Source organism: Pseudomonas sp. GW821-FHT02H06, from assembly GCF_059421525.1.
This window is the reverse complement of record NZ_JBWKVD010000002.1, coordinates 341790-368418: the sequence shown is the minus strand read 5'-3', so window position 1 is coordinate 368418 and position 26629 is coordinate 341790. Positions and strand designations below refer to the sequence as shown.

The window sequence follows — 26629 nt, the reverse complement described above, 5'->3', positions numbered from 1 at the left end:
CAGCGGGACCGCGTGCATTCAGTAGGACCGGCTTCAGCCGGGAAGGCGTCGATAGGCACACCGCAAAGTTGATTTTTCACCCCGCAACATAACGGCCCCAGCCCATACGAGTACGGCCCATGCTTTTTGATGCTTCCAACCTGGACACCGCGCGCTTCATTGCCCGCCAACTGGCCAACGGCGCACTGGTCACCCTTGAAATCACCTTCTTCGCCCAGGTCGTCGTGGTGGTGATGTCGTTTGTCATCGCGCTGATGCGCCTGTCGCCGTGGCGCGCGTTGCGCTGGATCGCGACGGTCTACGTCGAGATCCTGCGTGGCATATCCGCCCTGGTGCTGCTGTTTTACCTGTTCTTCATCCTGCCGCTGTTTGGCATCACCCTGGCCCCGATGACCACCGGCATTCTCGGCCTGGGCCTGACCTTCTCGGCCTACGGTTCGGAAATCGTCCGCTCCGCCTTGAGCAACGTCGCCCGGGGCCAGCGCGACGCGATCAAGGCCCTGGACTTCGACGCGATCACCGCGTTTCGCCGAATTATCCTGCCTCAGGCTTTGCCCTTCATGCTGCCGCCGATGGGCAATCAACTGGTCGAATTGCTGAAGACCACCTCGCTGGTGTCATTGATCACCCTCAGCGACCTGACCTTTTCCGGCGGTCAACTGATCACCACCCTGGGTCAGCAGACGCTGATCTGGAGCATTGTGCTGGTGTGTTATTTCGTCATGGCCTGGCCGCTCAGTTGGCTGGTCAAGCGCTACGAGCGACGGGTCACCCACTGGCGTCGCGGGGTGGCGCCATGAACTTCGATTACGCCTTCGCCTGGTCCATCGTCCCCGATCTGTTTCAGGGGCTGCTGGTGACGCTGCAAGTGGTGATCCTCGGCTTTCTGCTGGCGGTGCTGCTCGGTCTGCTGCTGGCCATCGCCCAGCGCTCGAAAAAAGCGCTGGTGCAACGACTGAGCGCCGGCTACCTGAGCTTCTTTCGGCACACGCCGCTGATGGTTCAGCTGTACGTGCTGTTCTTCGCCCTGCCCCTGGCCGGCCTGACCCTGCCGCCGATTTCCACCGGAGTGATCGGGCTGGGGCTGTACTACGCGGCCTACATTGCCGAAGCCTTTCGCGGTGCCATCGAAGGCGTGCCGGCCGGTCAATGGGAAGCGGCCAGGGCACTGGATTTCGACAGCGCCACCACGTGGCGGCGGATCGTCCTGCCCCAGGCCCTCAAGCCGATGCTGCCGGTGCTCGGCAATTACCTGATCGGCATGTTCAAGGAAACCCCGCTGCTGGCGGTGATCACCATTCCCGAGCTGTTCCAGGCGGCGAAACAGATCGCCGGCATGACCTACCGCTACAACGAGCCCTACACGGTGATGGCGCTGATGTTTCTGGCGATCAGCGTGCCGACCTCCCTGTTGTTCAAATATTTCGAGAGGCGCAGCCATGTCTGATCTCGCACACGCTCTGCCCGGCGCTTCGCCGCAGATCATCCTCAAGCAAGTGGTGAAAAACTTCGGCGCGACCCGGGTCATCGATCACCTGGACCTGAGCATTCCCGCCGGCCAGAAAGTCGCGCTGATCGGCCCTAGCGGTTCGGGCAAATCCACGGTGCTGCGCCTGATCAAGGGCCTTGAGGCCTATCAGCACGGCAGCATTGAGGTGGCCGGCGCGCCGGTACCGGCCAAATCCGGCGGCTGGCACTGGCCCGGCGCGAAAAAGCCACCGGTGGTGCACCGGGTGGGCATGGTGTTTCAGCAGTTCAACCTGTTTCCGCACCTGACCGTGCAGCAGAACGTCACCGAAGCGCCGCTTCAGGTGCTCAAGCTCAGTCGCGAAGAGGCCCTGGAGCGCGCCCATCAATACCTCGGGCTGGTCGGTTTGAGCCACAAGGCCGATGCCTATCCCGCGCAGCTTTCCGGCGGCCAGCAACAGCGCGTCGCGATCGCCCGGGCGCTCGCCATGCGGCCCCAGGTCATGCTGTTCGACGAGGTCACCTCCGCGCTGGACCCGGAGCTGGTCGGTGAAGTGCTGGCGGTGATCCGTGCCATCGCCCACGAGCAGCAGATGACCATGCTGCTGGTGACCCACGAAATGAAGTTCGCCCAGGACATCGCTGACCGCGTGCTGTTCATGGAGGCCGGGCGCATCGTCGCCGATGGCTCGCCGACCGAGGTGCTGGTCGACCCGGACAACGAGCGCACGCGGCGCTTTCTCAATCTGGTGGAGCAACGTTGATCGGCCGGGGTCAGGTTCGTGCGCCGCCGAAAAAAACCGAACTCGCTGACCGCTCACACATCCAACCTTCATACCCCACAGCGAGGATGAATCCATGAGCAACGACACCCCGGTCGACCCACGCAACGTCACGCAGCCTGACGCGCCTACCCTCGACAGCGCAGGCAAACCTGTCAATGTCGTGCAGCGTGACCTCAACGACCCGGACGACGACACCCGCGCGGTGGACGAAGTCATCACCCCGACCTCCATTCGGGAAAAGGAACAGGACGCCGAAGAGCTGAACAAAAAGTCAGCTGAAATCGAACGCAAGGTTGCTGATGGCCGTTGATTCAATCCGGGCCGCCTTACAGCCGCCCTGCTCTCCTGAGCGTGTATCCACTCCCGGCAACATCTGCCGCGCCGCAATACCGATTGTGTCCGCACTGGCCTTTTCCCGACTTAAGCCGGTCCTAGGTGCCCAGCAGTGCGCGCACGGCGTCGAGCACCGCGCTGATCTCGAAGGGCTTGTCGAACACCTTGCTGAACAGATCGGGCCGGGCGATGCCCAGATGGGACTGCGCACCGCTCATCAGCACAATGGGAATCTGCCCCAGGCTCTGATTCAAGCGAACCGCTTCCGCCAGCTCGATGCCGTTCATCCCGGGCATCATGTAATCGGTGATGATCAGCTGCGGGCGCTCGCGTTCGAGAATGCCGAGGGCCTTCAATCCGCTGCTGGCGGTGACGGTCAGGTAGCCTTCGTCTTCCAGCGCGAAGCTCAGTATGTCGGCGATGAGGTATTCATCATCGACAATCAGAATCGTGGTCATGCAGCCCTCCGCGCGAACGAGCGATCATCGGCTCGATGACGACTTCTACGCCGTTGCATTGCCTGAATCGTCGAGGGCATGAAACGCAGCCTTTTTCACAGTCAGACCCTGCTCGCCAATCAAGACGTCCAGCAGGGCCGGGTCGTAGGGGTTATCGCGGATTTTGAGGATCGACAGTTGCCGGGTCAGCCCCGCTGTCGATTGCGCAAAGCGGATCAGCATGAGGTTGTCGACAATGCCCGACATGTCCGGGGCCGGGGCGTCGATCTTGCCGCCAATCAGGCCGCGGATTTCCCAGCTGCAGACCACCGTGACGCCACGGGCGCGAAGCTCGCTCATCAGGGCACTGAAGAGGTCGAGAATCCGCGATTGATCAGCCGAAGCGCGGGCCATGCCACCGAGGCTGTCGAGGAACACCCGCTTGATGCCCTGCTGCTCGACGATCCTCAGCAGGTCGAGGGCCAGTTTGTCGATCAACTCGGCGCTCGCCGATTTCCAGGCAATGTGCAGCGCACCGGCGCGTTCCAGCGCTTCGAAGTCCAGTCCGAGCGCCGCCGCCTTCACCCGAAGGCGCTGGGGCGACTCGTAGAAGCCAAACAACAACCCGGGCTCGTCGGGCGTCGAGCGAGCGAGGAAATTGAGGCCGAATGTGGTCTTGCCAGTGCCCGACGGGCCGAGGAGCAAGGTCACCGACGATTCCACCAGACCACCGCCAATCAACGGGTCCAGCGTGTCGATGCCGCTGGGGACGACACTGAATTCTGCGCTGTCGCGCAGTGCCGAGTGGGTGATGGTGCTTTCGAGGCGCGGGTAGACGACCAGGCCGTTTTCCGTGATTTCGCATTCGTGGGCGCCGGGGATGGCGCCGCTGCCGCGGGTCTTGCGCGCCTTGATGCGGCGTACGGAACGGTTGCCGACCAGTTCTTCACCCATTTCCAGCACGCCGTCGACCATGGTGTGTTCGGGGCTGCCGTCATCCAGCTGGGAGCTGGTCAGAAAGAACACCGTGCAACCGGCGAAGGCGGCATGGCCCTGCAATTCGGAGATAAAGCGTTTGGTGTTGAGGGTGGATTCGGCTTTGGAGCGGGCATTGAGCAGCCCGTCGAGGATCATCACCGTGGACTTCTGGCGGACGATCTCCCGGCGCAGCAGCTTGACGACTTCATCGAGGCCGTCGTTTTCCATGGTGTCGAACGCGCTCACGAACTGGATCTGGTCGCCGACCCGGTCCTTGTCGAAGAAGCTCAGCGTGGAAAGAAACTGAAACAGCCGCTCGTGGGGTTCGGCGAGCAGGGTCGCGAACAGCACTCGGCCGCCATTGCGGATGTGATTGAAACCGATCTGGTTGGCCAGAATGGTTTTTCCGGAGCCCGGTCGGCCCTGAATGATGTACGAGGATCCGGCAACGAAACCGCCCATTAGCAGCTCATCAAGCCCTTCAATTCCGCTCTGAAGGCGTTTTAGCTGATTCAAATTTGCTTCCTCCGCCACCATATTGGCGTCGTGAATATTGCGAGTTAAGTCCGCGACTAATCGCGGATTATTGAGTTTTTAAGGAAGCTTTCCAAGGGCAATCATCAATTCTCATGACAGATTCACACGCATTCGCCGACAGACATCGCGGCAAACCCATTCGAACGGGTGTTTATCACTCGACCGAATCGGATCCGGGTTCCGGGGCACAGCCGTCCGTCTCGGCCTGGGACTGCTCGGTGCGCCGCTCGGGATCGTCGGGCTTGATGGGGGCGGACAACGGGTATTCAGGCGTGTCGTCAGGGTCAGCCGGTTGATCGTCAGCAGCCCCGCGAACGAGTGATGAGCGGTCTGGGCACATGGTTGCAGGTCCATTGAGGGAGGCAGGTGTTGGAGCGCACCGGCAGGCACTCGTGCGGTTCACCGGACCAATGGAGTGAACGGTGTCGTGTGCACCGAGCTGGATTGGCTACGACCTCAACTGTAGGACCGGCTTTAGCCGGGAAGGCGTCAATACCCCCACTGCAAAATTGAGACTGTACCCACTGGCCTCTTCCCGGCTGAAGCCGGTCCTACTGCCGGGAAGGCGTAGGTCGTTACAACGCAAAACGGAGGGCGCTCACACCCGTTTTCCCCCGGCCTCATCCAGATTCAGCAACACGGTAAAACAGCATCCGCCGTCATCGCGGCTGGTCAGGGTCACGGTCCAGTGCTGATTGGCGCAGATTCGCTGAACCAGCGACAACCCCAGTCCCAGCCCCTCACCGCGCTGCTCGTCGCCGCGCACGAAGGGCTGGAACATGGCCTGCTGTTTTTCCAGCGGAATGCCGATGCCGCTGTCCTCGACGCTGAAACCATCACTGCGCAGGGTCAGCTTGATGAACCCCTGATCGGTGTAATGCCAGGCGTTGCGCAGCAAATTGCCCATCACCGAGCGCAGCAAGGGCGCGTTGTAGACCTCACCGTCGCCGTCGTGGCGCTGATAAATGAAGCGCAAACCTTTGGCTTCGATGGGCGTGCGCCAGGTGTCCACCAGCTCATCGGCAATCAGCACCAGCGAAGAACGCTGACCCTGAGGCGTGTTCTTGCCCTCCGTGCGCGCCAGCAGCAGGAAGGTTTCGACCAGTTGGTTCATCCCCGCCGTGGCCTTGCCGATGCGCTTTACCTGCGTGCGGGAGCGGTCGTCCAGCGCCGGGTATTCCATCAGCAATTCGCAGGACGTCGCCAGCACCATGAGCGGCGTGCGCAGTTCATGGCTGACGTCGCTGGTGAACAGTTTCTCGCGGCTCAATGCGGCGCGCAGCCGGCCCAGGGTTTCGTCGAATGAGCGGGCCAGCGCACCGACTTCATCATTGGCGTAGTCGCTGGCGAGCACCGGCGCCATCTCCAGCAACTGATCGCGATGACGCACCTGGCCGGCCAGGCGCGACACCGGCGTGATCACCCGGGACGCGAGCAGCCGACCCAGCAGCACCGCCAATAGCACGCTGAGAAAGAAACCGACCAGCACGACACCGAACAGAATGCGCTCGCGCTTTTCGAACTTGCGCTGATCACGCAGCAGCACGTAGTGGCGCCCGTTTACCTCGGAGACCATGGCGTAATAGGCTTTCTTGCCGCGAAAGAACTCCTGGAATCCCAGGCGCAAGCCCTTGAGGTCGTCGCTCATGGCGAGGTCACCGACGCCCTCGTCGGCGTAGAACAACTCGTCTTTTTCCGGCCGGTGGCGCCAGTCGTTGACGCTGTCCACGGCCAGCAGCCGGTGCAGATTGCCGCCCAGGCTCATGATCGTCAGGCGCTTTTCGACCACGTGCACGGTGGCGATGATGCCGACGGCGAATACCCCGGCGACCAGCGCGCTCATCAACGCAAATACGATGACAATCCGTTGTTTAAGGCTGTGTTTGATGTCCATGAAGGTCCGTGCATGGCGGTACTCGAATCCGGGGCGTGGCCCCACCGGCGGCGATTATCCGGTGCGGGATGTCATGGTTTTGTCAAATGCCGCGCTCTTTCCGGCTGAAGCCGTTCCCGTTGGAAATCAGCGGCCGCATGAGCAACATGCCGACCGCGCATCCGCCCATCAGCAGGCAGGTGACGATGAAGACCACCGGCATGCCGAAATGCCCGCCCAGGTATCCCCCGGTCAGTGGCCCCAGCACCTGGCCGATGTACTGGCAGGACGTGGAGTAGCCGAGCATGCGCCCGGCGACGGCGTCGGGCACCGAATGGCGGATGATCGCCGCAATGCACGGCAACAGGCCGCCCAGGGCGATGCCCATGAGAAAACGCAGCAGCACCAGCTGCCAGGCATGGGTGACGAACGCCTGGGGAATGAGCAAAACAGCCGCCGCCGTCAGACAGCCGATGACCACTTTCCAGTGGCCGATGCGGTCGGCGAGCTTGCCGATCCGCGAGGCCGACAACACACTGGCCAGTGCAGTGGCCGACATCACCAGCCCGGCCATCAGCGTGACGTTTTCGCTGTGCATCTGGGTCAGGTACACGGTGATGATCGGCTCGATGGACATGATCGAAAACATCACCAGACAGGCCACAACCAGCATGGTCAGCACCGGTTTCCTGTCCGCGATGACGTCCCAGGCCCGCACAGCCGGCGCTTTCGCCACGCCAGTCTGACGCTTGGGCCGAGGTGCCTCCTTCATCAGAAACAGCGTGGCAAGGAAGGTCAGAAAGATCACGCCCCCGGCCAGGAAGAACGTGCTGCGGATGCCGATCAGCGGCGGCAACAGCCCGCCAATCAACGGCCCGGTCAGATTACCGGCCATGATTCCCGACGAGAGCATGCCCAGCGCCCAGCCGGTGCGCGCCTTGGGCGTCTGCGTGGCCACCAGAATGGTCGCGCCGGAGGCATAGCCGCCGAGCAACCCCGCCAGCAAACGCAGCCCGACCAACTGGTAAATGTTCTCTGCCAGCCCGATCAGCGACATCGCCACCGCCATGCCCAGGCTGGCACGAATCAGCATGAGCTTGCGCCCGTAGCGATCACCCAGCCGCCCCCACAGCGGCGCGGTCAGCGCAGCAGACAGAAAGGTCGCGCCAAACGCCACCCCTGACCACTGCACGATGGCGGCCTGATCAGTGACGCCCAAGTGCTCGACATACAGCGGCAGAAACGGCAGCAGCAAGGTCATCGCAACGATGGTGGTGAACGCGCCGAACACACAGACGGCCAGGTTGCGCCTCCAGTGTTCTTCGACGAGGGATGGCTGAGATTGCGAGGGCGTGGTCATGACGGCTCTACCGTGAACGGAATACGCTCACGGTAGAGGGCTGGGGGCCATAAATAAAATTCATGTTTTTCATGCGGGGGATTCCAGCCAGGAATAACCCCCTGCCGCTAAAGCGGTCGCACCCGATTCACGACGCCATGGACGCGCGCGGTATCGTGAAACGGAATTCGCTGCCGACGCCCTCTTCACTGGTGGCCGTCAGTTCACCGCCGTGAACCTTGACGATCCCTTGGGAGATATAGAGCCCAAGGCCGGTGCCATTCGGGTTGCCTTCACGTCTGCGCCAGTAGCGCTCGAACACATGGGGCAACTGATCGCTGCGAATACCCTCCCCGGTATCCACCACGGTGAACACCACATGGTCGCCCGCACCTGCCGCCGTGACCTTCACACTACCAGCCTTGGGGGTAAATTTGATCGCATTGCCCACCAGGTTGGACAGCACCTGAAACATGCGCTCCGGATCGGCGAAAACCGTCAGCTCGGGTTCGGCGTGGAAGGTCAGGTCGATGAATTTGTTCAGTGCCAGTGGCGTGAGCAGTGACCAGGCGTCTTCGAACAACTGGCTGACTTCCAGCCGCTCGGCGTCGATGAAGTAGCGGCCGGCTTCGATCTTTGACGTATCGAGCAAATCCTCCAGCAGGCTGCTCATCCGCGAAGACGCGCGCTGCAGGATGTCGACGGCAGAGCTGAGTCGTTTGGTAGATGCTGTGGCGTCGGCGTTGATGACTCGCTGCATCATGCCGCACTGCATGACGATAACCGTCAGCGGGCTGCGCAGGTCGTGGGACACCACCGCCACCAGTTCATCGCGGGCACGCACCGCCTCTTTCTCGCGCAGCACCTGCCGTGACAGGTCTGCCTCCAGCGCAGAGCGACGCAGATCGGACACCGCGTAGACCTCACCGGCGCTCCAGGTTCTGGCCTTGCCCTCGACCTGCTGTTCCCACAGGGCAAAGGATTCCCGTGGTTGCAGGCGATCATTGACGACCCGTTTGGCCTGTTGCGGGTTACCGCTCCACTCCACGCTGCCCCTGACTTCGGCGCGAAACCACAGCACCCCGTTGGCCACCGGCTTGGGCAAACTGAACGCCAGCAGTCCGCTGGCCACGCGTTGGTACGCTTGCGCGTCGGGGAACACGGCACCAAGGCTGGACGTCTCGAACACCGATCCGGGCCGGTTCTGCAGCCATTGCTGCAACGCGCTCACTTGCTCGGTGCTCGGGCACTGGCCGATCAGGTGTACCTGACCGTCGATGATCACCGCCGCACCGGTGGCGTCGACCAGTGTCAGCAGCGCCTGGGCGTGTTCAAGCAGCCCGTTGTACACGTCGTCAGCGGACTCGTTCATCGCCCTGGAGAGCCTGTCCAGCATGTGATGCTTGGCCAGTCGCTGGCGCTGAGTCTGCTGATCTTCCAGCAGGCTGATCTGCATCGACAGCACTTGCCCGATGGTCTGGCAGGCCGAGCGCAGCGTGTGGGGAACCTGCAGCGGCTCGCGATTGCCGCAACTGATCAGGCCCCAGAGGCGTTCATCCTTGAGCAGGGAAATGCTCATTGATGAGCGCACGCCCATGTTGTGCATGTACTGACAATGGATCGGCGACACGCTGCGCAGCACCGCGTGGCTCATGTCCAGCGGCTCGCCGGTATCCGGGCGCAGGGCCGGGACCAAAGGCGCCGGCACATACGCGGCGTCGGGGATGATGCGCAGCCAGTTCAGGCGGTACAGCTCGCGGGCCTGCTGCGGGATGTCGGTGGCGGGGAAAAACAGCCCCAGGTAGGCGTCCAGTTCGGCCGTCGCCGACTCGGCAATGACCTGCCCGTGACCCTCCTCTTCAAAGCGATAGATCATGACCCGGTCGTAGCCGGTCAGTGCACGGATTTCCGAGACGCTGATGGCGTACAGATCGTCCAGCGATTTGGCCGATTGCAGGCGACGCAAGGTGCGCGTGAGGCGCGGCCCCAAGTGCTGCATCGATGCCTGTGTGGCGACGGGCTCGAGTTCCAGAAACAACAGGCCGTCGTGGCGATGCAACAGGCCATCGAATGCCTGCCCGGCACATTGCATCGGCAATGGATCAAGGCTGTGCAGATCCGCGTCCTGAACAGCGTCGCGCAAAGCGTCCGCCTGCGCCTCGCCCAGCCAGCGTACCAGCGAGTCGCCGGCCTGCACGTCGCCGGGGATGCCCAGCATTTGCCAGGCATTGGCGCTGGCCTGTTGCACGGTCCAGTCGGTTTCGAGCAGGGTCAGCAGAACGCCGTGGGGCTGAATGGCGCCCGGGATACGAATCGGTTCGTTGGCGCAGGTGTCCAGCAGCTCATCCATATTCAGCGTGTGGTCAAGCGTCATTCAACACTCCCGTTTGCTCCAGCCAGGTTTGAAAGCAGTGGAAAGTGGCACAGGCCGCCTGCACCACCTCGGCGTTGTGCAGCGGCGTATCGAACTCGGCCAGTTGCTTGAGGAAGGCCTTCCACAAACGCCCGGTGTCGCGGCCGTACACGTCCAGAAACTCGCCGCCGCTGTCGGCGTCGACGCCCAGCCTGTTGGCGATGATCCGGCGCAGCACCTGCCCCCCCAGCGTAGCCCCTTCCATGACATACATCACACCGAGCAACTGCGCGACGCTGTCGATGGCGGGCAGTTCGGTGCACAGCGGCAACGCCTGAATCTGCAGGTCGTCCAGGCCGAGGGCGTGCAGATCCTTGATCAGCGCGGGGATTTTCTGCCGGGCAGGGTCGATGGCCTGGGGCGCAAGAAAGCGCTCCATCGATTGTTGCAAGGGCAGATGGAAACCGTAATAGGCCGCGATGATCCGTTTGTAGGTGCCGAAATCAAGCTGGGGGTGGGTCAGTGGCAGTCGGGCTTCGAGTGTCGAGTGCTGGACGGCGGTAGCCGTTCGCAATTGCTGAAGGACACTGGCATAGGGGGCCGGGACGCAAGGGTCGCGCAACGCAGGGGTGATTTCAACCAAGGGCGAAAGTGTCCGGTCTGAGCGGACGTGCCTGAACATGCGGCAGCCGCTGTTGAGGCAGATGATGCGCGCACACTAATGGAGACAGTGCCCGGCTGTAAATATGGCTGACGGGGAAATGCCGACGTTCGGCCGGGCGGTACGTTCTCTGCGCGACCTTGGCCGTCGGCAAGCCTTGATACACGGGTATTGTCACAGCCAGGCCAATGCGGCGAGCAGGCCGAGCAATCCGCCGATGAGTAATCCGATCCACATCGCGGTGCGTTTTTCTGCAGTGACCTTGATGTCGGTGGACGTTGGCTGCGTGGCTGCAGAGTTTCTCTGGGTTGGGGTGTTTCTCTGGGTTGAGGAATGAGTCCCGATGTGCAGCGATGGGGGTGGCATGGCGTTCGGCGCGACCAGCACCGCGGCCTGAGCTTCGCGCTCGATCCGCGACGCCCGTTGCGCCACCTGCGTGCGCAAGCCTTCCAGGCTATTGATGGACACAGGAAGCCGCTCAAGCAGCGTCCGGCGCACGTGCTCAAGCCGCACGCAAAACAGACCGAGGTCCGCCAGATCGCCGACATTGATCTCCAGTTCACGCAGCACCGCTTGCCAAGAGCCGAACAGTCCATTGAGGAGTTCCGCCCGCGCCGGCCCCCCTCGCGGCCAGGGTTGGGCGTCTGCCCGCAACAGGGTTTCCAGGACCGACAGGCCTTCGTACATCCCGTTCAGCCCGGCCAGATGACTGCGCGCCAGGGCGTAACCCGCCGCCGTTTGCAGGTCCGCGACATTGCGGGCAAAGACACCCAGGCAGCACTGCTCGACGTGCCGCCAGTCGACATCAGGACAGGCGGGATGAGCGAGCCTGGCCATTTCGGTGCGCAGCATGCGGTATTCGGGCAGCGCGCGCGGATCGCCCCCAGGCTGGATGTCCAGGCCCGACCGCCTTTTTGCCTGGCCGCTCACGTTCGGCCCTGCACATTATGGCGCTTGAGATGACGCACCACCGCCCTTCCCTCCGGGCTCAAGGTCGTGCCGAACGTCGCGGTGCGGTTCCCTTCAAGGGTGGCGTCGAGGGCGTAGACCAGATGGCCCGGCTGGGTCTGGGGCAACAATTCGATGTCCAGCGACAACAGGCGCGGCTCGTACTTGAGCAGCGTGTCGGCGATGGTTCGCATCAGCCCATGGGCGGCAGAGGGCAAGCCTTCGAGCACAGCGCCCATGTCCGGCAGGCCGTAATCGGGCAAGTGCGCGAGGGTGCCCGCGCGGCTGTTGAGCACACGTTGCACATTGTCCAGCACCGAGAGCACGTATTGATCGTTTTCCCCCACCCGGGACAGGTCGAGCTCGCCGCTGAAATTCTGTAGCAGGGTTTCGTACAGCGAAGGGTTGAGCTCGCTCATGGCTCAACCCTCGGCCAGGGGGCGCAGGGTCAGCCGGCTTTCGCCCAGCTCGATGACCCGGGGCCGGTCCGGGTCGAGGTCGTCGCGGGTGAGCAGCAAGCGCCATTCATTGAGCTGCATATCGGGCTCGCGGAATAACCCGACCACGGCGACCACTCCGGCGTTTTCGTTCAGCGGTACATCCAGCGGCGCGCCCTCGCCGGGCTTGATCACCAGCGATCGCTGATCCAGCAGGTCAGCGCCGAGCACCTGGTCGGCGTCCCGCAGCAGGTCGTCGTAGGTGGCTTTGCTCGCCGACTTGCCATCGCGCAGCTGATACACCCGCACCATGACCGGCACCGACAGCGCGCGCATGTCCGTGCCGTCGGTGTTCAGGGCCAGGCGGCCGTCGAAGTCCAGACGCAGGGTTCTGACCTGTTTGTAGAAAATCGCCTGGGTCATTGCTGCGGTGGATTCGGACACGCTCTGCGTCACCCCGCAGCCACTGACGAAGAGGCCGAGGGCGATGACGGACAACGCTTTATAAAAAATAGGCGACATGGGTGGGTTCTCTTTCCTGAGGATTGATGTGGAGCCCCTGGTAACGGCCCAGATGGATAGTGATGATGTCGTTTATCCCGGCAGCGCTGCCCTGCAACCCGAGTCCGGCGGTCATGCCCAGCAGCACACCTCGTCCGCCGAGCGCTGGCACCGGCAGGCAGCCGATGGGCAGCGACAGGCGCAACCGCGCGGTACAGCGCCAACCGAGGTAAACCTGCAACAGCACCCGCAGGTCGCTGTGCAAACCACCGCCGGGCAGCCATTCCCGCGCCTCGTCGTGGTCGGCGGTGAACGTCAGCAACAGTTCGCTATTGACGTCGCGGCCGACGCAGCCCAACGGCGTGCCCTGGGACAGACTCACCGGCCGCACCGACGACAGGCTGGCAGGCGCGTCGAGGGCAATGTTTCGCGGCCAGTGCGGCTTGATCGACGCCTGAGTGTGAGACGCCAGCAAATGCACCAGCGCCGAAATGCCCTCGGCATTGCGGGTTGGCAGACGCATCACGCCGAGCAACGCCAGAAAACGCGACAGCGGCGTGGCGATGCGCTTCGCGGTACCGGGGATACCCAGCCCGATCAGCCCGAACAGGCACTGGGAGGTGGGGTCGGCCCCAGCGGGCGCGAACGAGGCCGGGTAGGAATACTTGCGCCAGATCCGGTAGAACTGGGTGAAGACCCGGTGGTTGAAGATGTCGAGAAACCCCTCCAGCGCCTCGTGGCCTTCCCGCTTTTGCGCGATGTCGTCGAGGTAGCGCGTCGGCATCGGCGAGTCCACGCCGTAGAGGCCGAGCAAGCGGGTGCGCACGGTTGCAGGTAGCGGCTGATCCTCAGACGACCACTCCACGGCTTTCAACTCACTGGCAGGAAAACCCATGCCGGGATCGGGCCGGAAGCGCACCGGATCATCCGCCGGATCTTCCGAGCTGCCCAACGGCGGCTGCTCCGGCGCAGCGTTTTCCAGCAACTGGCAGAAGCGGTAGACGCTCGCCTCGGCCACCCGACCCTGCACGGCAGCGAGCCATTCGGCGACCCTTAACCGGGAATCCGCTGGCTGTGGTTTTCGCTCCATCGCAGGCTCCTCCCGGTCGGTTGCAGAATCAGGGTGATCTGGGTGAACAGATGGATGTCGGCGTACAGCGCGAAGAACCGGTTGAGCATTTCGCCGAACAGGCAGATGTCGCCCTCGCCGGCAAAGCCGTTGGCATCGAGGGTCACTTCGATGTCCACGCCGCGCAGCAGAAAGCCTTTTTCGAAGCGCTGAATGAGGTGGTGACGCACCTCAACGATGGCTTCCAGACGCCGGCGATTGAGCTCGCTGCCGGTCCAGTCGTACAGCGCCAGGGTGCCGCGCAGCACTTCGGCGCTGTCGAGCATCGGCAGAAAGTTCGAGCCCAGATGGCTCAACACCCGCCAGTGAAAGCGGTCGCGGCTGGGCGGATAACACGGCAGGGTCGGCGCGCACAGGTTGCGCACCCGCAGACCGGACTGGGTCGTGTGCAGCGGCGTATCAAGGATCGTGCTTTGCAGCGCCTTTCTCGGCAGTTGCCCATTGGTGCCGGTAAGGCGCAGGGACAGGCACGGCCGCTCGGTCAATCGATCAAGGTCGGCGCCCTCGCCGCCCAGTATCAGCCAGGTGTCGTGCAGCCCGTTCGCGCCGCGCTTGAGGCGGGTGTGGAAATAACGCTCGGGCGCCTCGTCACGGAGCATGCCGCCTTTATGCCGGAAGCTGGAAAACGGCACGTATTCTTCCCGCCCGGAATCCCGGGACGCCGTTACCCGATCCACTGAATAGATTTCGGTGTGGCCGTCCTGCAGGCGCATGGGCCGCAGCAAATAGTCGGTCTGCAAGGGATCAAGGGACAGCGGGTCGGCCTCCAGCGGAAACAGATTGATCACCGGCACGGCGTGCAGGCGAATGTGCTCGCTGCTCAGCGAAAATGCATGGGGCCAGGGCACACTCAGGACAGCCTCGAGTTCGAACCACGGCGCGTCCGGCGCGATGCTCATGTTTTCGAGCCCGTGCAGGGTCACGAACATGAATTTCTCGCGAAAACTGAAGTACTCCAGCAGCAACTGATAGCCACTGAAGGCGCTGTCGCCCTTCGGCCAGAGCCGGTCGTCATCGCCGAAGCCCTTGGGCCCAAAACGTCCTTGCAGCGGTTGACGTTGCGCGTCCCCGGGCTGACGCACGTAGAGGGCCTGAGTGCCCAGGGTCAGCGCGTGATGCAGCGCGTTGGCCACCGCCGGGGTGGCGTTGAGGTACAGCGGGATGCGGCGCAAATCCAGTTGACCCCAGTTGCTCAGCGCACCACAGGAAAACCGCAGGCGAATCACCGAGCGCCCGTCCGGTTCCTGCGCCAGGCGCACCGAATCCAGCGCCAACGGACGCAGGGTCAGGTCCTGGGTGGTGGTGTAACTGCAGCGCGTGCGCTGGGGGCCGATGGGTTGCGACTGAATTTCAAAGCCGGTCGCGACCTGCTCGCTCTGCTTCATCTGGTTTACGTCGGGCTGCAGCTCGACGATCGACAGCGACGGAATCGTGCGCAGGTAATGGGGCCACAGCAGACTGACCAGGCCTTCGGTCAGCTCCGGCAGGTCATCGTCGAGTTTTTCCCGTAGCCGTCCCATGAGAAACGCGAAGCCTTCGAACAGCCGCTCGACGTAGGGATCGTGGGCGCCGGGCTTGTCTAGATTCAGCGAAGCGGCGCGGTCGGGAAACGCCTGGGCGAACTCCTTGCCGGCCTCGCGCAGGTAGCGCATTTCCGCATCGAAGTAGCGCAGGGTCAGATTGTCCGTGTTCAAAAAAACCTCCTGGTTGAAAGTGTCAGCCGCACAGCACTGCCGCGCGCACCGGGTCCATAGCCACCAGAGCCGCCAGCAGCGGCTCCATCCGTTTGCCCAGCGCAGCCTTGTCGGCGTCGCTGCGCTGGGCTTTCATGCGCAGCAACTTGAGCAGCCGCGCCTTGACTTCAAACACCCGCGCCGGCTCCCACTGAGCGAGCACATGGCGCTGGGCCGTGGCGTCCAGTTCGCCGAGGACGTGCAACGCCAGCTCGCTTTTGCCGTACTGTTCGGCGACCCGCGCCATCAGCAGGCGCAGTAGCCAGCGCTGCCGGCCGCCGTGAATGTCGGGGCGCGTGTCGAGCCAGCTCAGCGCCACCTCGACGCCGTCGCGATCGGCCTGGGCCAGTGCCTCGCTTTCGAGGGCCAGAATGTCGGCTTCGTCTGCGTTGGAAGCGGCCGTCGCGGGCAGCCAGGCAGCCACGCTTTGAGTGCTGACGTCCTGATCGATCCACTCGCGGGTGGTCTCGTCGGCAAAGGCCGAGCCGTCTTCCCAGCACAAGGTTTCGAGGCCCGGCAGTCGCTCCAGGAGCAGGCCCAGATCCTCTTTGACGATGCGCGCCCAGACCTCGGACGGCGCCGGTTGCCGGCTCAGCGCCTGGTACAGAAACCATTGCAGGTCGAGCCAGAAATGGTTCACGCCCTCGGCGAACATGCGCTCCACCTGATCGAGCAACTCGTTCCAGCTCTGTTGCAGGTACAGCCGCTTGAGTTGCGCGCGGTATTCGGATCGGGGCGGTGCCAGGCGCGTGCGGCCAGTGGCGTCCTGGGGCGGCGACTGGTGCACGGTGTCCCAGCGCAGACTTTTCATCAGCCGATGGGCGGCCAGCCAGCCCTGGGGTTGTTCGCGCAGATAGCTGGCCAGCGCGCGGCCGCTGTCCAGCAGGTCGCGGCCCGAGCGGATGGTATTGGGCACGGGGCCGGCGCCGTGGGTTGCGGCTTGTTTGGTGGCCTGAGGGTTCGCAGCGTCATGGCTGGCACTGAATTGCGGCACCACGGCATCCAGTCCGCCGGCCTGGGCCAGCCGTGCCGACAGCGCCGAGTACAGCGTGCCCAACTCAGGACGCTGATCGACAGGCCATTGTTCAAGCACCTCATCCAGCCAGGCGAGCGCGGCGACCGTGCGTTCGGCCTCGGCCTTCACCGCTTCCGGGTACAGCGTCAGGCTGTCGAGGACTTTGGCGCTGGCCAGCCACTCCAGCGCGACCTTGCGACTATTGGGCCGCGCCGGCAGCACCTCGACGCTGTAGCGATCAACCATGGCGGCCAGCAGATTCAAACCGTCCGCCAGCCCCGCTTCGCCGTCCCGCTGCAGGCGCGCCCACAGGTAATAGGTGAGCACGCGCAGGTCCTTGCAGGTGCCTTTGAGGAGTTTTTCCGCCAGCACGATGACCCGATCGGCGTCCGCCCCGGACAGCTTGTTGACCTCCTCGCGCATGCTTTGGAAATCATCGTCATAGCCAGGATCTTGACCCACATTTGAGTCACCACTGATCGGAGCCAGCCATGACGCCCACTCGGTAGCGTGGGCCTTGGCGAGGGCCACCGCGTCGCGCTCACCCAGCGTCGTGGCGATCAACGCTTGCAGGCTCATTCCATCACCTCGGCGCGCGACGCGGTTTGCGCGCTGGCGATGCCGTTGAGGAAGATCTGTCGCGGCAGTTTGAAATTGCGCAGCGCCAGCAGGCTCATCGGTCCCGCGCCCAGCTCGGTGCGCATGTGCCAGGTCAAGTCCAGGCCGTCCGGCGCCGGCACGCTGATGCGGTAGCGGCTGTCGCTGTCGTCCAGCGCGGTGACCGTGGCGGCGTCCAGCAAACGGATCAGCCCCCAGGCGCCCTGAAAGTCACCGTACAAACGCTCGCCGCTGCGCACGCTGGTCCATGTGAGGCTGGCGCCAGGGTAATCGCTGCTGCCGGGCCAGGCAAAGCGCTGCCAGCTCTCCTTCTGATTGAAGTACTGATGGCGCGCGCCATTGAGCACGAAGGTGGTCTGTACCACGTCGCGCACCGCCTTGCCCTGCAGCTCGAAGTTGATGCCCATGCCGCCGTCGGTGTAGAGCACGTCGGCCAGGTGGCTGAGCTGATTGACCGCCGCGAGAAACCTGGGGTTGATCTGCAGGCCCTGACCGTGGGCCGGGTCCACCCCCCAGCGACCGCCGTCCTTGCGCAACACGCCGGTCAGCTCCCGCTGCAAGAACTGCTCAATGCGCCCCGAGTCCGCGCGGATCATCTTGCCCAGCATCGTCAACGAGGCGTCGCTGCCGGTGGCGGCGAAGGGATAACGGCCGAGAAATGCCTTGTCCCATTCATCAACCACCGCCTGCTGCCACTGCCGGTTCAGTGCGATCGCCGAAGGTTCCAGTACCTTGCCCCACGCCTGATCCAGCGGCTGCACGAACAGCGCATGGGCCACGCCGTCCCACTCCTCGCCGAGGCTGGCCGCCAGCAGTTCGCCGTAGGCCCGAGTATCGGTAAGGTCGATGTTCTTGCCCTGGAACACCGTCTGCGCCATGGCCTGGGTCATGCCCTGGGGATCGGCGGCGTGACTGACCTGCTGCAACTTCAGGCGCACCCGCGTCACGCGGGTCAGAAACGCTTGCAGGCTGAGGTCGTCATCGCCGCCCTTGCCTTCCGCGTCCTTGCCCAGCAACCCCAACAGTGGGCCGAAGGTCGGATCCAGCGGCCCGGCCGGCGTGTCGAGCTGCTGGCTGATGGCAGGGACCTGCGACGGGCGCTCGCTGCCCATCAGCTTCTGCGCCGACTGCATCAGCGAGTCCTTCAGCCCCTGACTGCGATGGCCGGCCTGACCCTGCCACGCCAGGGTGTTCATGAAGGCGATCAAGGGTGACTGGCGGACGTCGCTCATCAGGGTCAGTTGATCGATGACGTCGGCCAGGCTGTCGGCCCGCCGCCATTGCACGCTGTTGAGAAACTCCAGCCAGGCGCCGGAGTAATCATGGAAGTAGCGCTCGGTCAGCCGCGCTCGCAGCTGTTCCGGCGAGGTATTCGCGACGCCGCTGTTTTCCCGGTCGCTGAGCACCCAGTCGATCTGCTCGCGGCGGGCCGCGACGATGTCGTCGATCGCCTGACGCACCTGCCCTTCCCACGCCTGCCGCGTGAACACACCCGGCACACGCGCCTCGGTGAAAAACAGCGGCCACACCTCTTTGTCATCGACCATCTGCTCAACCCCGAGATCGGGAGCGTGAGTCGCGGCGGCCTCCAGCACCTGCTGATACAGGCTGGCTTCGCCATTGCGCTGGCCCAGTTGCACCAGCAACACCTGCCGCGCCTGGGCCACCAGCGCGTTATCCGCCTCGATTCGCCACTGCGGATTGGCCTTCAGTTGCTCGGCATAAAACTGCCACAGCGTCGGTGACAGCCCTTTCCATAATCCCGGCGACACGCCCATGCGCGTCGGTTCGGCATGACCGAGGGCCGTGACCAGAAACCCCGCGTCCACTTTCTCCGGGCGGGCCATCATCAGATAGGCCTTGAGCTGCACATATGCGTTGTGCGCGCCCTTGGCACGCCGAGGACTGTCGGCGGGCGATGCCACCAAGGCGGCGAGTTGGCGCTTCAAATTCTCTGCCGCCGGGTCGCGCATCAGCCGGTTATTGGCTTCCACGTAACGCGGCCACATCGCCGCGAGCAAGGCATCGTTCTGACTCAGCCCGAAGCGCTGGAACCACGGCTCGCCCCGCCGCGCGCGGTCTTTCAGCCGTCCCATTTCGAGGATCAGCGCGTTGAGGGCGAGCAACGGCTCATCGCCGTTGCCCGACGGCTCCACGGCCGCGAAGGACGACTTGATGTCGAGGATCTGGGTACGGTGGGTGGAGAACGACAGCAGCAGGCCCGTCAACCAGATCAGCATGGCGCCGAGGGCAAGGGCGTAGCTGATGCGCGTGACCGGCCAGCCCAGGCGCCGGGCGTCGCGAGGTGTGCCCGCGAGCACGCCGGCCCACGCCGGACCCGGCAGCCACAGATTGCCGACGGACTCGGTCGGTAGCGCCGGCAAACTGAACCACAGCCCGCGTAACGGCACGCCCCGCGCGAACTTGCCCAGCAACGGCGTCAGGGCTTGGTGCCAGCGGGCGATGCCCTCTGCTTTCAGGTTGGAGGACAACCGGGAGAGAAAGTCATGGTCGGGGTAGACCGCCAGCTCGGCCAGGCCCATCTGATGCAACGAGCCGTCAATGGGGGCCAATATCATCTGCAATTGCGAGCCGCGGAAGCGCGGGGGCAGCAGCGACCCAGCGGGCCCCCGTGCGTGCTTTTGCTGCGTCCGATTGCTCTCGCAGACCTCCCACAGGTGCAGCGGCAACTGCCAGCCCAGGGTTCGCGCCAGTTGCTGCAGACCGGCGACGCCACTGGCCATCGTCGCGGCGTTGGCGCTTTGCTGTTTATTGAGGGCCCAGACAGCGCCGTCCAGGCCGCGCCGCTGGGTTACATCGTGCCAGCGGGTGGCGGTTTTGCAGAGCTGGGATTGCGGGCTGCCGCCCCAGAGCAGCACGGTGTTCTGGGATTCAAGCCACTGGGCGTCGGCCAGACCTGGTGCGATGGCTTCGATGTGCTTGGGCTCGCCGACGACCAGGAGAAAGCGGGTGCGGGTGCGCTGGAAGGCGGTGTATTGATGGTGGAGGTGCTCTTTGAGCCCATCGGCCACCTGTGGCGCCTTATCCCCGCCCGGTCCAGTCCCTTCGACAGACGCTGGCTGGGGAGAGATTTCACTGGCTTTTTTGAGATATTCCGCCCGCCCCAACCGTTGCGTCAGCCACTGAAAACTCACCGCGCCCGCACAGGCCGTTATTGTGGCGGCCGCAACACCCAGCAGCCATGCGGTTTGTTCTTCGCTGCCGGCAGCGATGCCCATGAGGTGAGGGAACTGCCATATCAGAATTATCAGGCCGAAGCCCACCACCAAAATGGCTGTGAGAACAACGAACCCGATAGAACGTGGAATACGCATAAAAAAGCTCCTGCTAGGGACGCGCGGGGACGGGCGTCAAGACCATGCCCCAGAGTGCGGTTTCACCCGAACCCTCCCCGGACAAAACAAATTGAGGATTGGCTTCGTGCTGCAGATTCAGCGCAGCGGCGGCGAGGGCCAGCCACGGCGCGGCAGGTCCGGCGTGGCCCAGCAACGCGTCGAGATCGATCAGCTCCGGTTTGGCGTCCGCCGTCGGCAGGGCCGCTGGGATCTGTGCAGCAATTGCGGCGTTGCGCGCCCCATCGACACCTGCGCGCCAGACCTGACCGACCTGCTCGGGCTGCAGCGGCACCCAGACCAGCGCTTGACGCATTGCCCGGATCAATGAGGTGTCGTCTTGCTCGCGCTCCGGTTCAGGACGATGAAGGCAGGCAAGCGTCGTTACACCGCTATGGTTCGTGGGGTTTGCAAGCAGCAGCCCAACGGCGGCCTCAGCCGTTGCATCGGCGTTCGAGGGGGCGATCTGCAGCGCGATGACCATCAGTGGGCTCTGGTCCGCAGCGCGTTGGTCGAGCCATTGGTCGACAGCGGCCATGCCTGTTTCGGCAACGGGCACTGGGGCGTGCCGGATGCCTGACTGTTGCCACGCCTGTTTCCAGATGTCTTGAAGCGTTTCCTCGGGTACACAGGTCTCAACCGTAAGCAGCAACGTGATCGGGCTGTCTTGTGGGAACTGCGCCAATGCAGGTGCCAGATCACCGAGCACTCTGCGCAAGGCCCCATCCAGCGCATCCTGAGGCGCTTCGGCTACATCCCCGGGCAAGCGACTGTGACGTGCCACACCGCCAAGTCTTGTTACCTGGGATTTGATGGCGGGTTCGTCCCCGAGCATCAGGTCGAGCTGAGGGTGTGTATCCGAGTCCGGCGCTCGCATCGCGGTGTGCAGGCTTGCGCCCAATACGTCAAGCGAGCGGCGACCACAGCTGATCCGCTGAGCCAGGTCCTCTTCCCGCACCTCATCCCAGCCGTCGGCCGAGCGCTGTTGGCCGGCGAAGATCATCGCCCTTAACCCGGCAAGGGCAGCCCAGATCATGGCCGACAAAGACACCGCCGGCCCCAGGATGATTGGCCGGCCCTCCTCCGGTGGCGGGATCAGCAGCACCTGCGCGGCCAGGCCCGCCATCACCAGCAAGACGAGTGCGCCAAGCCACAGCCACACCCGGGGCCGACCGGGTCGCTGAGCAACGGGCGGCACTTGATCCAGTCTGACCGGCATGACTAACGTGCGCTCGCTTGTGGCATGGACGAAATCAACAGGCATCCGCATGCGCAGCGATGGCCGTGAAAGGCGACCGGGATACCTTTGTCATTGAAGGTGGCGTGCCCTTCGGCCACGAACGTCGGGCCATGCCCGGGCAGCGGACAAAAGACAGGATCGTTCAGCCGGGCGACGCCAATGCCGCCGAATTTCATGACCCCGGAACCCGAAAGCACCTGGCCGCCTCCGGTGTGTGTGTCGCCTATGCGGATGATGTTTTTCATGATGTTTGTCTCTTGATGGCAGAAATAAAAGTTGATCGAATCCACCCGACTTCATAGAGGTCGGGGATGTAACAGTGCTCTGCACAAAAAAGTGCATTGCAGGAAAAGCCCTTCAGAAAGTGCGCCTGGCAGTCCTTCAGGCATTTTTAGATACCTCTGAAAACTGCCTATGGGTAGCGCTTGCTCGTGCGCCCGCACCCAGGTTTTATTTGGATTTACGGCATCTATTGACGGCCATTTTTGTCAGCTTTTCTTCTGTTAACCGATCTAACAAAAACGGATCATGAGAGCGGATGACATCTAGATATACCGGCTTATCCGGCTGAGGCTTGTTAAATACCAAAAAGGCCAGCTTTTGTTTGAAGTAATAACAACCCGACGACGTTTTCACGTATTTCTCGGGCTTTGCATTCGACAGATCATCCATGGAGGCATATCGATCGTATACCTCAACCTTGCCAATTTTTCCCAGGAGAAAGTCTCCGCTAGTTTTATTGCTGATCATTGGCCATGTGTCGAATGCGTAGACCGAATGCATCCAAGTATTAGCGAGCTCCTGTGCAATGCTCTGAGAGTCTTCGTCGATCTTTGCATTGAGACCGCACATCCCCGCAAGCACTCCAGCGCCATTTCTCGAGTTTCTGCCATCGGCATACGCGCAATCGATATACGCACCGCGCGCATCTGCTTTTAAAGTGTAGTAATAACTGTCTCTTCCGAAAGCGAACAGCGCGGGCGCATTATTGATGAGCTTTACGCCTGTCGATAAGCCATATCGATCGCCGATAATATTGGGATATTGAAACTCCTGACCGCTAACATGTGCCGTCAGGGTTCCATCTTTGTCGTTGGAAGAAATTGAAAAGGCTGCGTTCACCCCGGTTGCCATCGACAGGCTCATAAGCCCCAGTAACACCTTCACGATTTTCATAGCGATTTCTCCGGACAGCCTTCGTGACTGCTTTAATTTTCTTCTTAAAAGGTTCCGTGCATCGGGATCAATTATTTGCTAGCCGTAGCTGTCTTTTTTTGCACGCGTCAATGCCTTAGTGCCGTTCCTGTTAACGGCACTTTCTGACGGCCATTTTTGTTAATTTGGCTTCTGTTAACCGATCTAACAAAAATGGATCGTGAGAGCGGATTACGTCTAGAAATACAGGCTTATCCGGCCGAGGTTTGTTAAACACCAGGAAGGCCAGCTTTTGTTTGAAGTAATAACAGCCCAAAGACGTTTTCACGTATTTCTCGGGCTTTGCATTCAACAGATCATCCATGGAGGCATATCGATCGTATACCTCAACCTTGCCAATTTTTCCCAGGAGAAAGTCTCCGCTGGTTTTATTGCTGATCATTGGCCATGTGTCGAATCCGTAGACAGAGTCTTGCCAGTCGTTTGAGTAGTTCTGAGCGATCACCTGAAAGTCTTCGATAATTCTCTCATCGAGCCCGCACATACCAGCAAGCACTCTGGCCCCATTTGTGGAATTTCTGGCATCGGCATACGCACAGTCAATATGCACACCCCCTGCATGCGTTTTTAAAGTGTAGTAATAGCTATCTCGACCCAAAACGTAGAGCGCGGGCGCATTATTGATCAGCCCGTCCGTCGTCCAGAGACCATCTTGGTCACCAATAATATCCGGGTACTTAAATTCATGACCATCCACACGCGCTGTTAAGATCGTATTATCGGCACTAGATGATAAGGAAAAATCCGCGCTTAGCCCAGTAGACATTGACAAACACATGAACATCAGTGTCGCGCGCTCAATTTTCATAATAGCTTTCCCGACAGTCTTGATGACTGCTGTAGTATTTTTTCAAAGCGCTCTGCGTAGGAAGCAATCAATTCTTGCTCATCAGTGTCGTTAATGATCCGCCTGGCGGAAAAATAGTCGTGCTTATCAATTTTGAAATAGTGCGACAACTTCTTTCCTGTAAAAAGCCCTTTGGTCATGCCAATGATCATAATAGGCACTGAATGCTCGACCTTAGCCGCCGCATCCGGATCAGCGACATAATCAAAGCCTCGCAAATCAGAAAACTTCTGATAGTTGACTTTCCATGTCAAATGCACACAGCCGCGGCCCCGATACTTAAATCCATCGCCCTTATTAGTATTTCCGTATCTCACAGCTTTTGCTCGCTGATCGGAATTAGGAGCAAGCACTGGGTCATACTTATTAAAGTAAGAAAGCTCTCCAACCTCAGGCTTTTCGCTGAAAAACTCACCAGTCAGGTAGTAATAAGTTTCATGCCTCACCGTTGCCAACATATAAGCAACTTCGTACACGCTCGCAACGTCGGTGGATTCCTCGTAATACTTGTTGATCGCCAGGACGGTCCTGCGCAGATTTTCTCTTGAGCCCGCCGTAAGCGCAGGCGTGCCCGGAGCGAAGCAAGTGTGTTCCGCGGCATACAACGTCAAAAATGCTTCGACATCTATCAGGCCACCTGTCTTTTCAAAACACCCGATCAACCCGATCGGATGCAGATGATGCAACTTCCCATCTGCGGGCAACCCAAGCCGTCCGGCCACCTCTGCCCACCAACTCATCGCCTTGATCCGCTCCTTCTCTGCCAACCAGTTCAGGTTAGGCGTCGAGCCGCCGTGCCCCAGCAAGTCGTCCAGCGCATCCCACTTGCCCGGGACGTGATGCCATTCGCTTTGGTAGCGAACGATCAACTGCGAAATCGACTGCGCGTGGGCTGGCAGTCTTAGCGCGGCTTGTATCTCGCTACCGCTCAGTTTGCCGTCACGGTTGCGGTCAATGATGTCGAACAGGCGCTTTTTGATCGGGCCTTGGTCGGCCTTGTCAGCGGTCGCGTCGTGGCGAGTGATCTCGTCATCATCGAAACGTCCCGATGCGCGCATAAAAGACGCCAGCATGCTCCGCGGCGAATCGTAGTCGGCGAGGGTCTCGTAGCCTTCCCACGACCAAGGACTGAGCCACGGCGTCACGCCGACTTCTTCACGCACCCAACCGTCGAGCAGGTTGTTGTCGGCGTCGTGCAGCAGCCCATCCAGGCGATACCAGTTGCACGCTTTGTTGTCGGCACTGGCAGGCACCGCGATTTTTCGTTCGGCCGGCAAGCCGTCGATCAGACTTTTGGGAAGCAACAACTGCGCGGCGCTGAACGTGCCTGCCGCCTTCAACGTCGGCGGCTTTTTGCTGCTGAAAGTCCCCTGATGCGCGACCACGGGAGTGCCTTTCACCAGCTTCAGCCAAGTCCTGCTGCTGGCGGGCAGTTTGTCTGCCCAAAGGCGACTCAGGCGCAGGAACGTTTTCACGTCGCCCGCGCTGAACACCTCCAGGTGCAGACGATTCTCCGGGTAATCGACGGCGCCTTCGTGATATCGGCCCATGTGCCCGATCAGTTCACCGGCCTTGATCGCAACCGGCTTATCCAGAACGACAACGCTGCCCCGCGCTTCCGGCTCGACCGCGCCGCTCTGCAACGAAGCGAAGTGCACGTATTGATTGACCTGCTCCAGCTTGCGAAACCGGCCTGTGCCACTGACCGTCACCTCGGTGCCTGGATACAGCGTGCCGATCTCGTTGCCTTTGCGAACCATTGGCTGAGCACGGACGTTCAGGGGCGTCTCGGAAACGACCCGATGCTGCTCGCCCGCCATGGGTCGCAGGAAGTCGGCGCAGACATAACCTCGCAACCCGCCGCTGGCGTCTTTCAGATGATCGGGGCCGGGGGTGTTTTCAAGCTTGCGATAAGTGCCTTCGCCGCTGACCTGGACTTCCGCACCACGCGGCAGCCAGCCGATGATCGCGCCCTTGCTCGCCTTGTTGCGCACGTTCAGGCCGCGTTGCCCGGGGTAGTCCCCATGGATGTCGTTAACGTCGACGCGAACCTGAAGGGTCGATCCGGATTTCCAGAATCCTGGCCTGACGACAGCAGAGTCTTTTTCGTACGCCGCCCAATCCCGCAAATGCATGTAGAGGCTGTAGATGATCAGACTCGGCGACGTGTCCGTGTTGCCCTTGATGGCAGGCGGCTGCAGGCGGTGTCGCACCAGCACGAAATTCCGCGAGAACGGCTTTGAAACGAGCTGTTTATTGACGAAATACGTCGTGTCAGGCGACTGCTCATCAATGCGATAGGCCACCACTTCACCGTCCGCGATGCAGTGCACGCTCGACTGGTCCAGCGTGCCCGCCGTTCCCGCATCAAAATGCACACCGCCATGCCAGAGCTCGCTGCTGCCGAGGGGATAGCTGCCGCTTGCGGCATTTGCCAGATGGGTCAGGTGCTGGAGCACATCGCGTTTATCGCGGAAGGGATGGCTCCAGTTTTGGACGGGTTGCAGTAGTTCTGTATTAGCCCCGACGCCAGTCGGTGAACGAGGTGGCAATGCGTCGGTGGTTGGCAGTATCGGAGACTGGGTATCTTCCAATCCGAACGGCCAGGCAAATTGAGTATTCATAGTGTTATTCGCTCCTGCGATGACGGTGCGATGCGCCCGTTAAGTCCATCCGCACTTTTACCGGCGCGCGACAGTAAATGGGCCTGGCGAACAGCTGGTCCCTGCTCTTTACAGATGTAAGCCGGGGCACTTTGTAAATTGCAGTTGTGGTTGAACCGCAATTCGATGGGCGTGCTACCACATAGCAGTGTCCTCCGCCCGGAGTT

General features: G+C 61.9%; 23 protein-coding genes. 4 read left to right on the top strand and 19 right to left on the bottom strand.

All coding sequences use genetic code 11. From position 1 onward, the window contains the following. The first annotated feature begins 119 nt into the window (after nt 1–119). From ehuC to AC07VF_RS04855, 4 genes are all read left to right on the top strand, one after another. Nucleotides 120–800 (top strand): ectoine/hydroxyectoine ABC transporter permease subunit EhuC, encoded by a 681-nt coding sequence (ehuC, locus tag AC07VF_RS04870; protein WP_495008254.1) that lies wholly within the window; start codon nt 120–122, stop codon nt 798–800. Further along, nucleotides 797–1447 carry an ectoine/hydroxyectoine ABC transporter permease subunit EhuD gene (gene ehuD / locus AC07VF_RS04865; protein ID WP_346630255.1) on the top strand — a complete coding sequence of 217 codons (651 nt, stop codon included), beginning with the start codon at nt 797–799 and terminating at the stop codon, nt 1445–1447. Before ehuC ends, ehuD begins: the two co-directional genes overlap by 4 nt. Continuing rightward, on the top strand, nt 1440–2231 hold the full coding sequence (locus tag AC07VF_RS04860; protein WP_192172254.1) for an amino acid ABC transporter ATP-binding protein: 792 nt from the start codon (nt 1440–1442) through the stop codon (nt 2229–2231). The genes ehuD and AC07VF_RS04860 overlap by 8 nt, the downstream gene beginning before the upstream one ends. 94 nt (nt 2232–2325) lie before the next feature. Next, nucleotides 2326–2562, top strand: coding sequence for a hypothetical protein (locus tag AC07VF_RS04855; protein WP_495008253.1), 237 nt, complete (start codon nt 2326–2328; stop codon nt 2560–2562). 121 nt (nt 2563–2683) lie between these two features. Here the strand turns inward: AC07VF_RS04855 and AC07VF_RS04850 are convergent, their stop codons facing one another. The 19 genes from AC07VF_RS04850 to AC07VF_RS04760 all read right to left on the bottom strand — a co-directional run bounded on the left by AC07VF_RS04850 (nt 2684) and on the right by AC07VF_RS04760 (nt 26423). After that, nucleotides 2684–3043, bottom strand: coding sequence for a response regulator (locus tag AC07VF_RS04850; RefSeq protein ID WP_463581588.1), 360 nt, complete (start codon nt 3041–3043; stop codon nt 2684–2686). A 45-nt stretch (nt 3044–3088) separates the two neighbouring features. Then, nucleotides 3089–4516, bottom strand: coding sequence for an ATPase domain-containing protein (locus AC07VF_RS04845; RefSeq protein WP_274605507.1), 1428 nt, complete (start codon nt 4514–4516; stop codon nt 3089–3091). Between the two features lie 175 nt (nt 4517–4691). Beyond that, nucleotides 4692–4877, bottom strand: coding sequence for a hypothetical protein (locus tag AC07VF_RS04840; protein ID WP_192172258.1), 186 nt, complete (start codon nt 4875–4877; stop codon nt 4692–4694). Nucleotides 4878–5135: 258 nt separating this feature from the next. Further along, on the bottom strand, nt 5136–6431 hold the full coding sequence (locus tag AC07VF_RS04835) for a sensor histidine kinase (protein ID WP_495008252.1): 1296 nt from the start codon (nt 6429–6431) through the stop codon (nt 5136–5138). A gap of 82 nt (nt 6432–6513) precedes the next feature. Then, nucleotides 6514–7770, bottom strand: a complete 1257-nt coding sequence (locus AC07VF_RS04830) for an MFS transporter (protein WP_495008251.1) — start codon at nt 7768–7770, stop codon at nt 6514–6516. 127 nt (nt 7771–7897) lie between these two features. Beyond that, nucleotides 7898–10123: an ATP-binding protein gene (locus AC07VF_RS04825; RefSeq protein ID WP_495008250.1), complete on the bottom strand. Its 2226-nt coding sequence runs from the start codon at nt 10121–10123 to the stop codon at nt 7898–7900. Beyond that, nucleotides 10113–10745, bottom strand: coding sequence for a biliverdin-producing heme oxygenase (locus tag AC07VF_RS04820; protein WP_495008249.1), 633 nt, complete (start codon nt 10743–10745; stop codon nt 10113–10115). The genes AC07VF_RS04825 and AC07VF_RS04820 overlap by 11 nt, the downstream gene beginning before the upstream one ends. Before the next feature lie 192 nt (nt 10746–10937). Then, nucleotides 10938–11693: a type VI secretion system ImpA family N-terminal domain-containing protein gene (locus tag AC07VF_RS04815; protein ID WP_495008248.1), complete on the bottom strand. Its 756-nt coding sequence runs from the start codon at nt 11691–11693 to the stop codon at nt 10938–10940. Beyond that, entirely contained in the window at nt 11690–12130 is a 441-nt protein-coding gene (gene tssE / locus AC07VF_RS04810) for a type VI secretion system baseplate subunit TssE (RefSeq protein ID WP_495008247.1), read from the bottom strand. Before tssE ends, AC07VF_RS04815 begins: the two co-directional genes overlap by 4 nt. Nucleotides 12131–12133: 3 nt before the next feature. Next, nucleotides 12134–12670, bottom strand: a complete 537-nt coding sequence (gene tssJ / locus AC07VF_RS04805; protein ID WP_495008246.1) for a type VI secretion system lipoprotein TssJ — start codon at nt 12668–12670, stop codon at nt 12134–12136. Continuing rightward, on the bottom strand, nt 12651–13739 hold the full coding sequence (tssG, locus tag AC07VF_RS04800; protein WP_495008245.1) for a type VI secretion system baseplate subunit TssG: 1089 nt from the start codon (nt 13737–13739) through the stop codon (nt 12651–12653). Before tssG ends, tssJ begins: the two co-directional genes overlap by 20 nt. Beyond that, entirely contained in the window at nt 13703–15472 is a 1770-nt protein-coding gene (tssF, locus tag AC07VF_RS04795; RefSeq protein ID WP_495008244.1) for a type VI secretion system baseplate subunit TssF, read from the bottom strand. The genes tssG and tssF overlap by 37 nt, the downstream gene beginning before the upstream one ends. 22 nt (nt 15473–15494) lie before the next feature. Further along, nucleotides 15495–17105, bottom strand: coding sequence for a type VI secretion system protein TssA (gene tssA, locus AC07VF_RS04790; protein WP_495008243.1), 1611 nt, complete (start codon nt 17103–17105; stop codon nt 15495–15497). Continuing rightward, on the bottom strand, nt 17102–20479 hold the full coding sequence (locus tag AC07VF_RS04785) for an ImcF-related family protein (RefSeq protein ID WP_495008242.1): 3378 nt from the start codon (nt 20477–20479) through the stop codon (nt 17102–17104). Before AC07VF_RS04785 ends, tssA begins: the two co-directional genes overlap by 4 nt. A 13-nt stretch (nt 20480–20492) precedes the next feature. Further along, nucleotides 20493–21716, bottom strand: a complete 1224-nt coding sequence (locus AC07VF_RS04780) for a KPHS_23130 family T6SS system protein (RefSeq protein ID WP_495008241.1) — start codon at nt 21714–21716, stop codon at nt 20493–20495. A 2-nt stretch (nt 21717–21718) separates the two neighbouring features. Then, on the bottom strand, nt 21719–21982 hold the full coding sequence (locus tag AC07VF_RS04775; protein ID WP_495008240.1) for a PAAR domain-containing protein: 264 nt from the start codon (nt 21980–21982) through the stop codon (nt 21719–21721). Between the two features lie 205 nt (nt 21983–22187). Further along, a complete protein-coding gene (locus AC07VF_RS04770; protein WP_495008239.1) occupies nt 22188–22913 on the bottom strand; it encodes a hypothetical protein in 726 nt (241 codons plus the stop codon). A 130-nt stretch (nt 22914–23043) separates the two neighbouring features. Beyond that, nucleotides 23044–23760, bottom strand: coding sequence for a hypothetical protein (locus AC07VF_RS04765; protein ID WP_346630238.1), 717 nt, complete (start codon nt 23758–23760; stop codon nt 23044–23046). After that, nucleotides 23757–26423, bottom strand: a complete 2667-nt coding sequence (locus AC07VF_RS04760) for a hypothetical protein (RefSeq protein ID WP_495008238.1) — start codon at nt 26421–26423, stop codon at nt 23757–23759. Before AC07VF_RS04760 ends, AC07VF_RS04765 begins: the two co-directional genes overlap by 4 nt. Between the last annotated feature and the right edge of the window lie 206 nt (nt 26424–26629).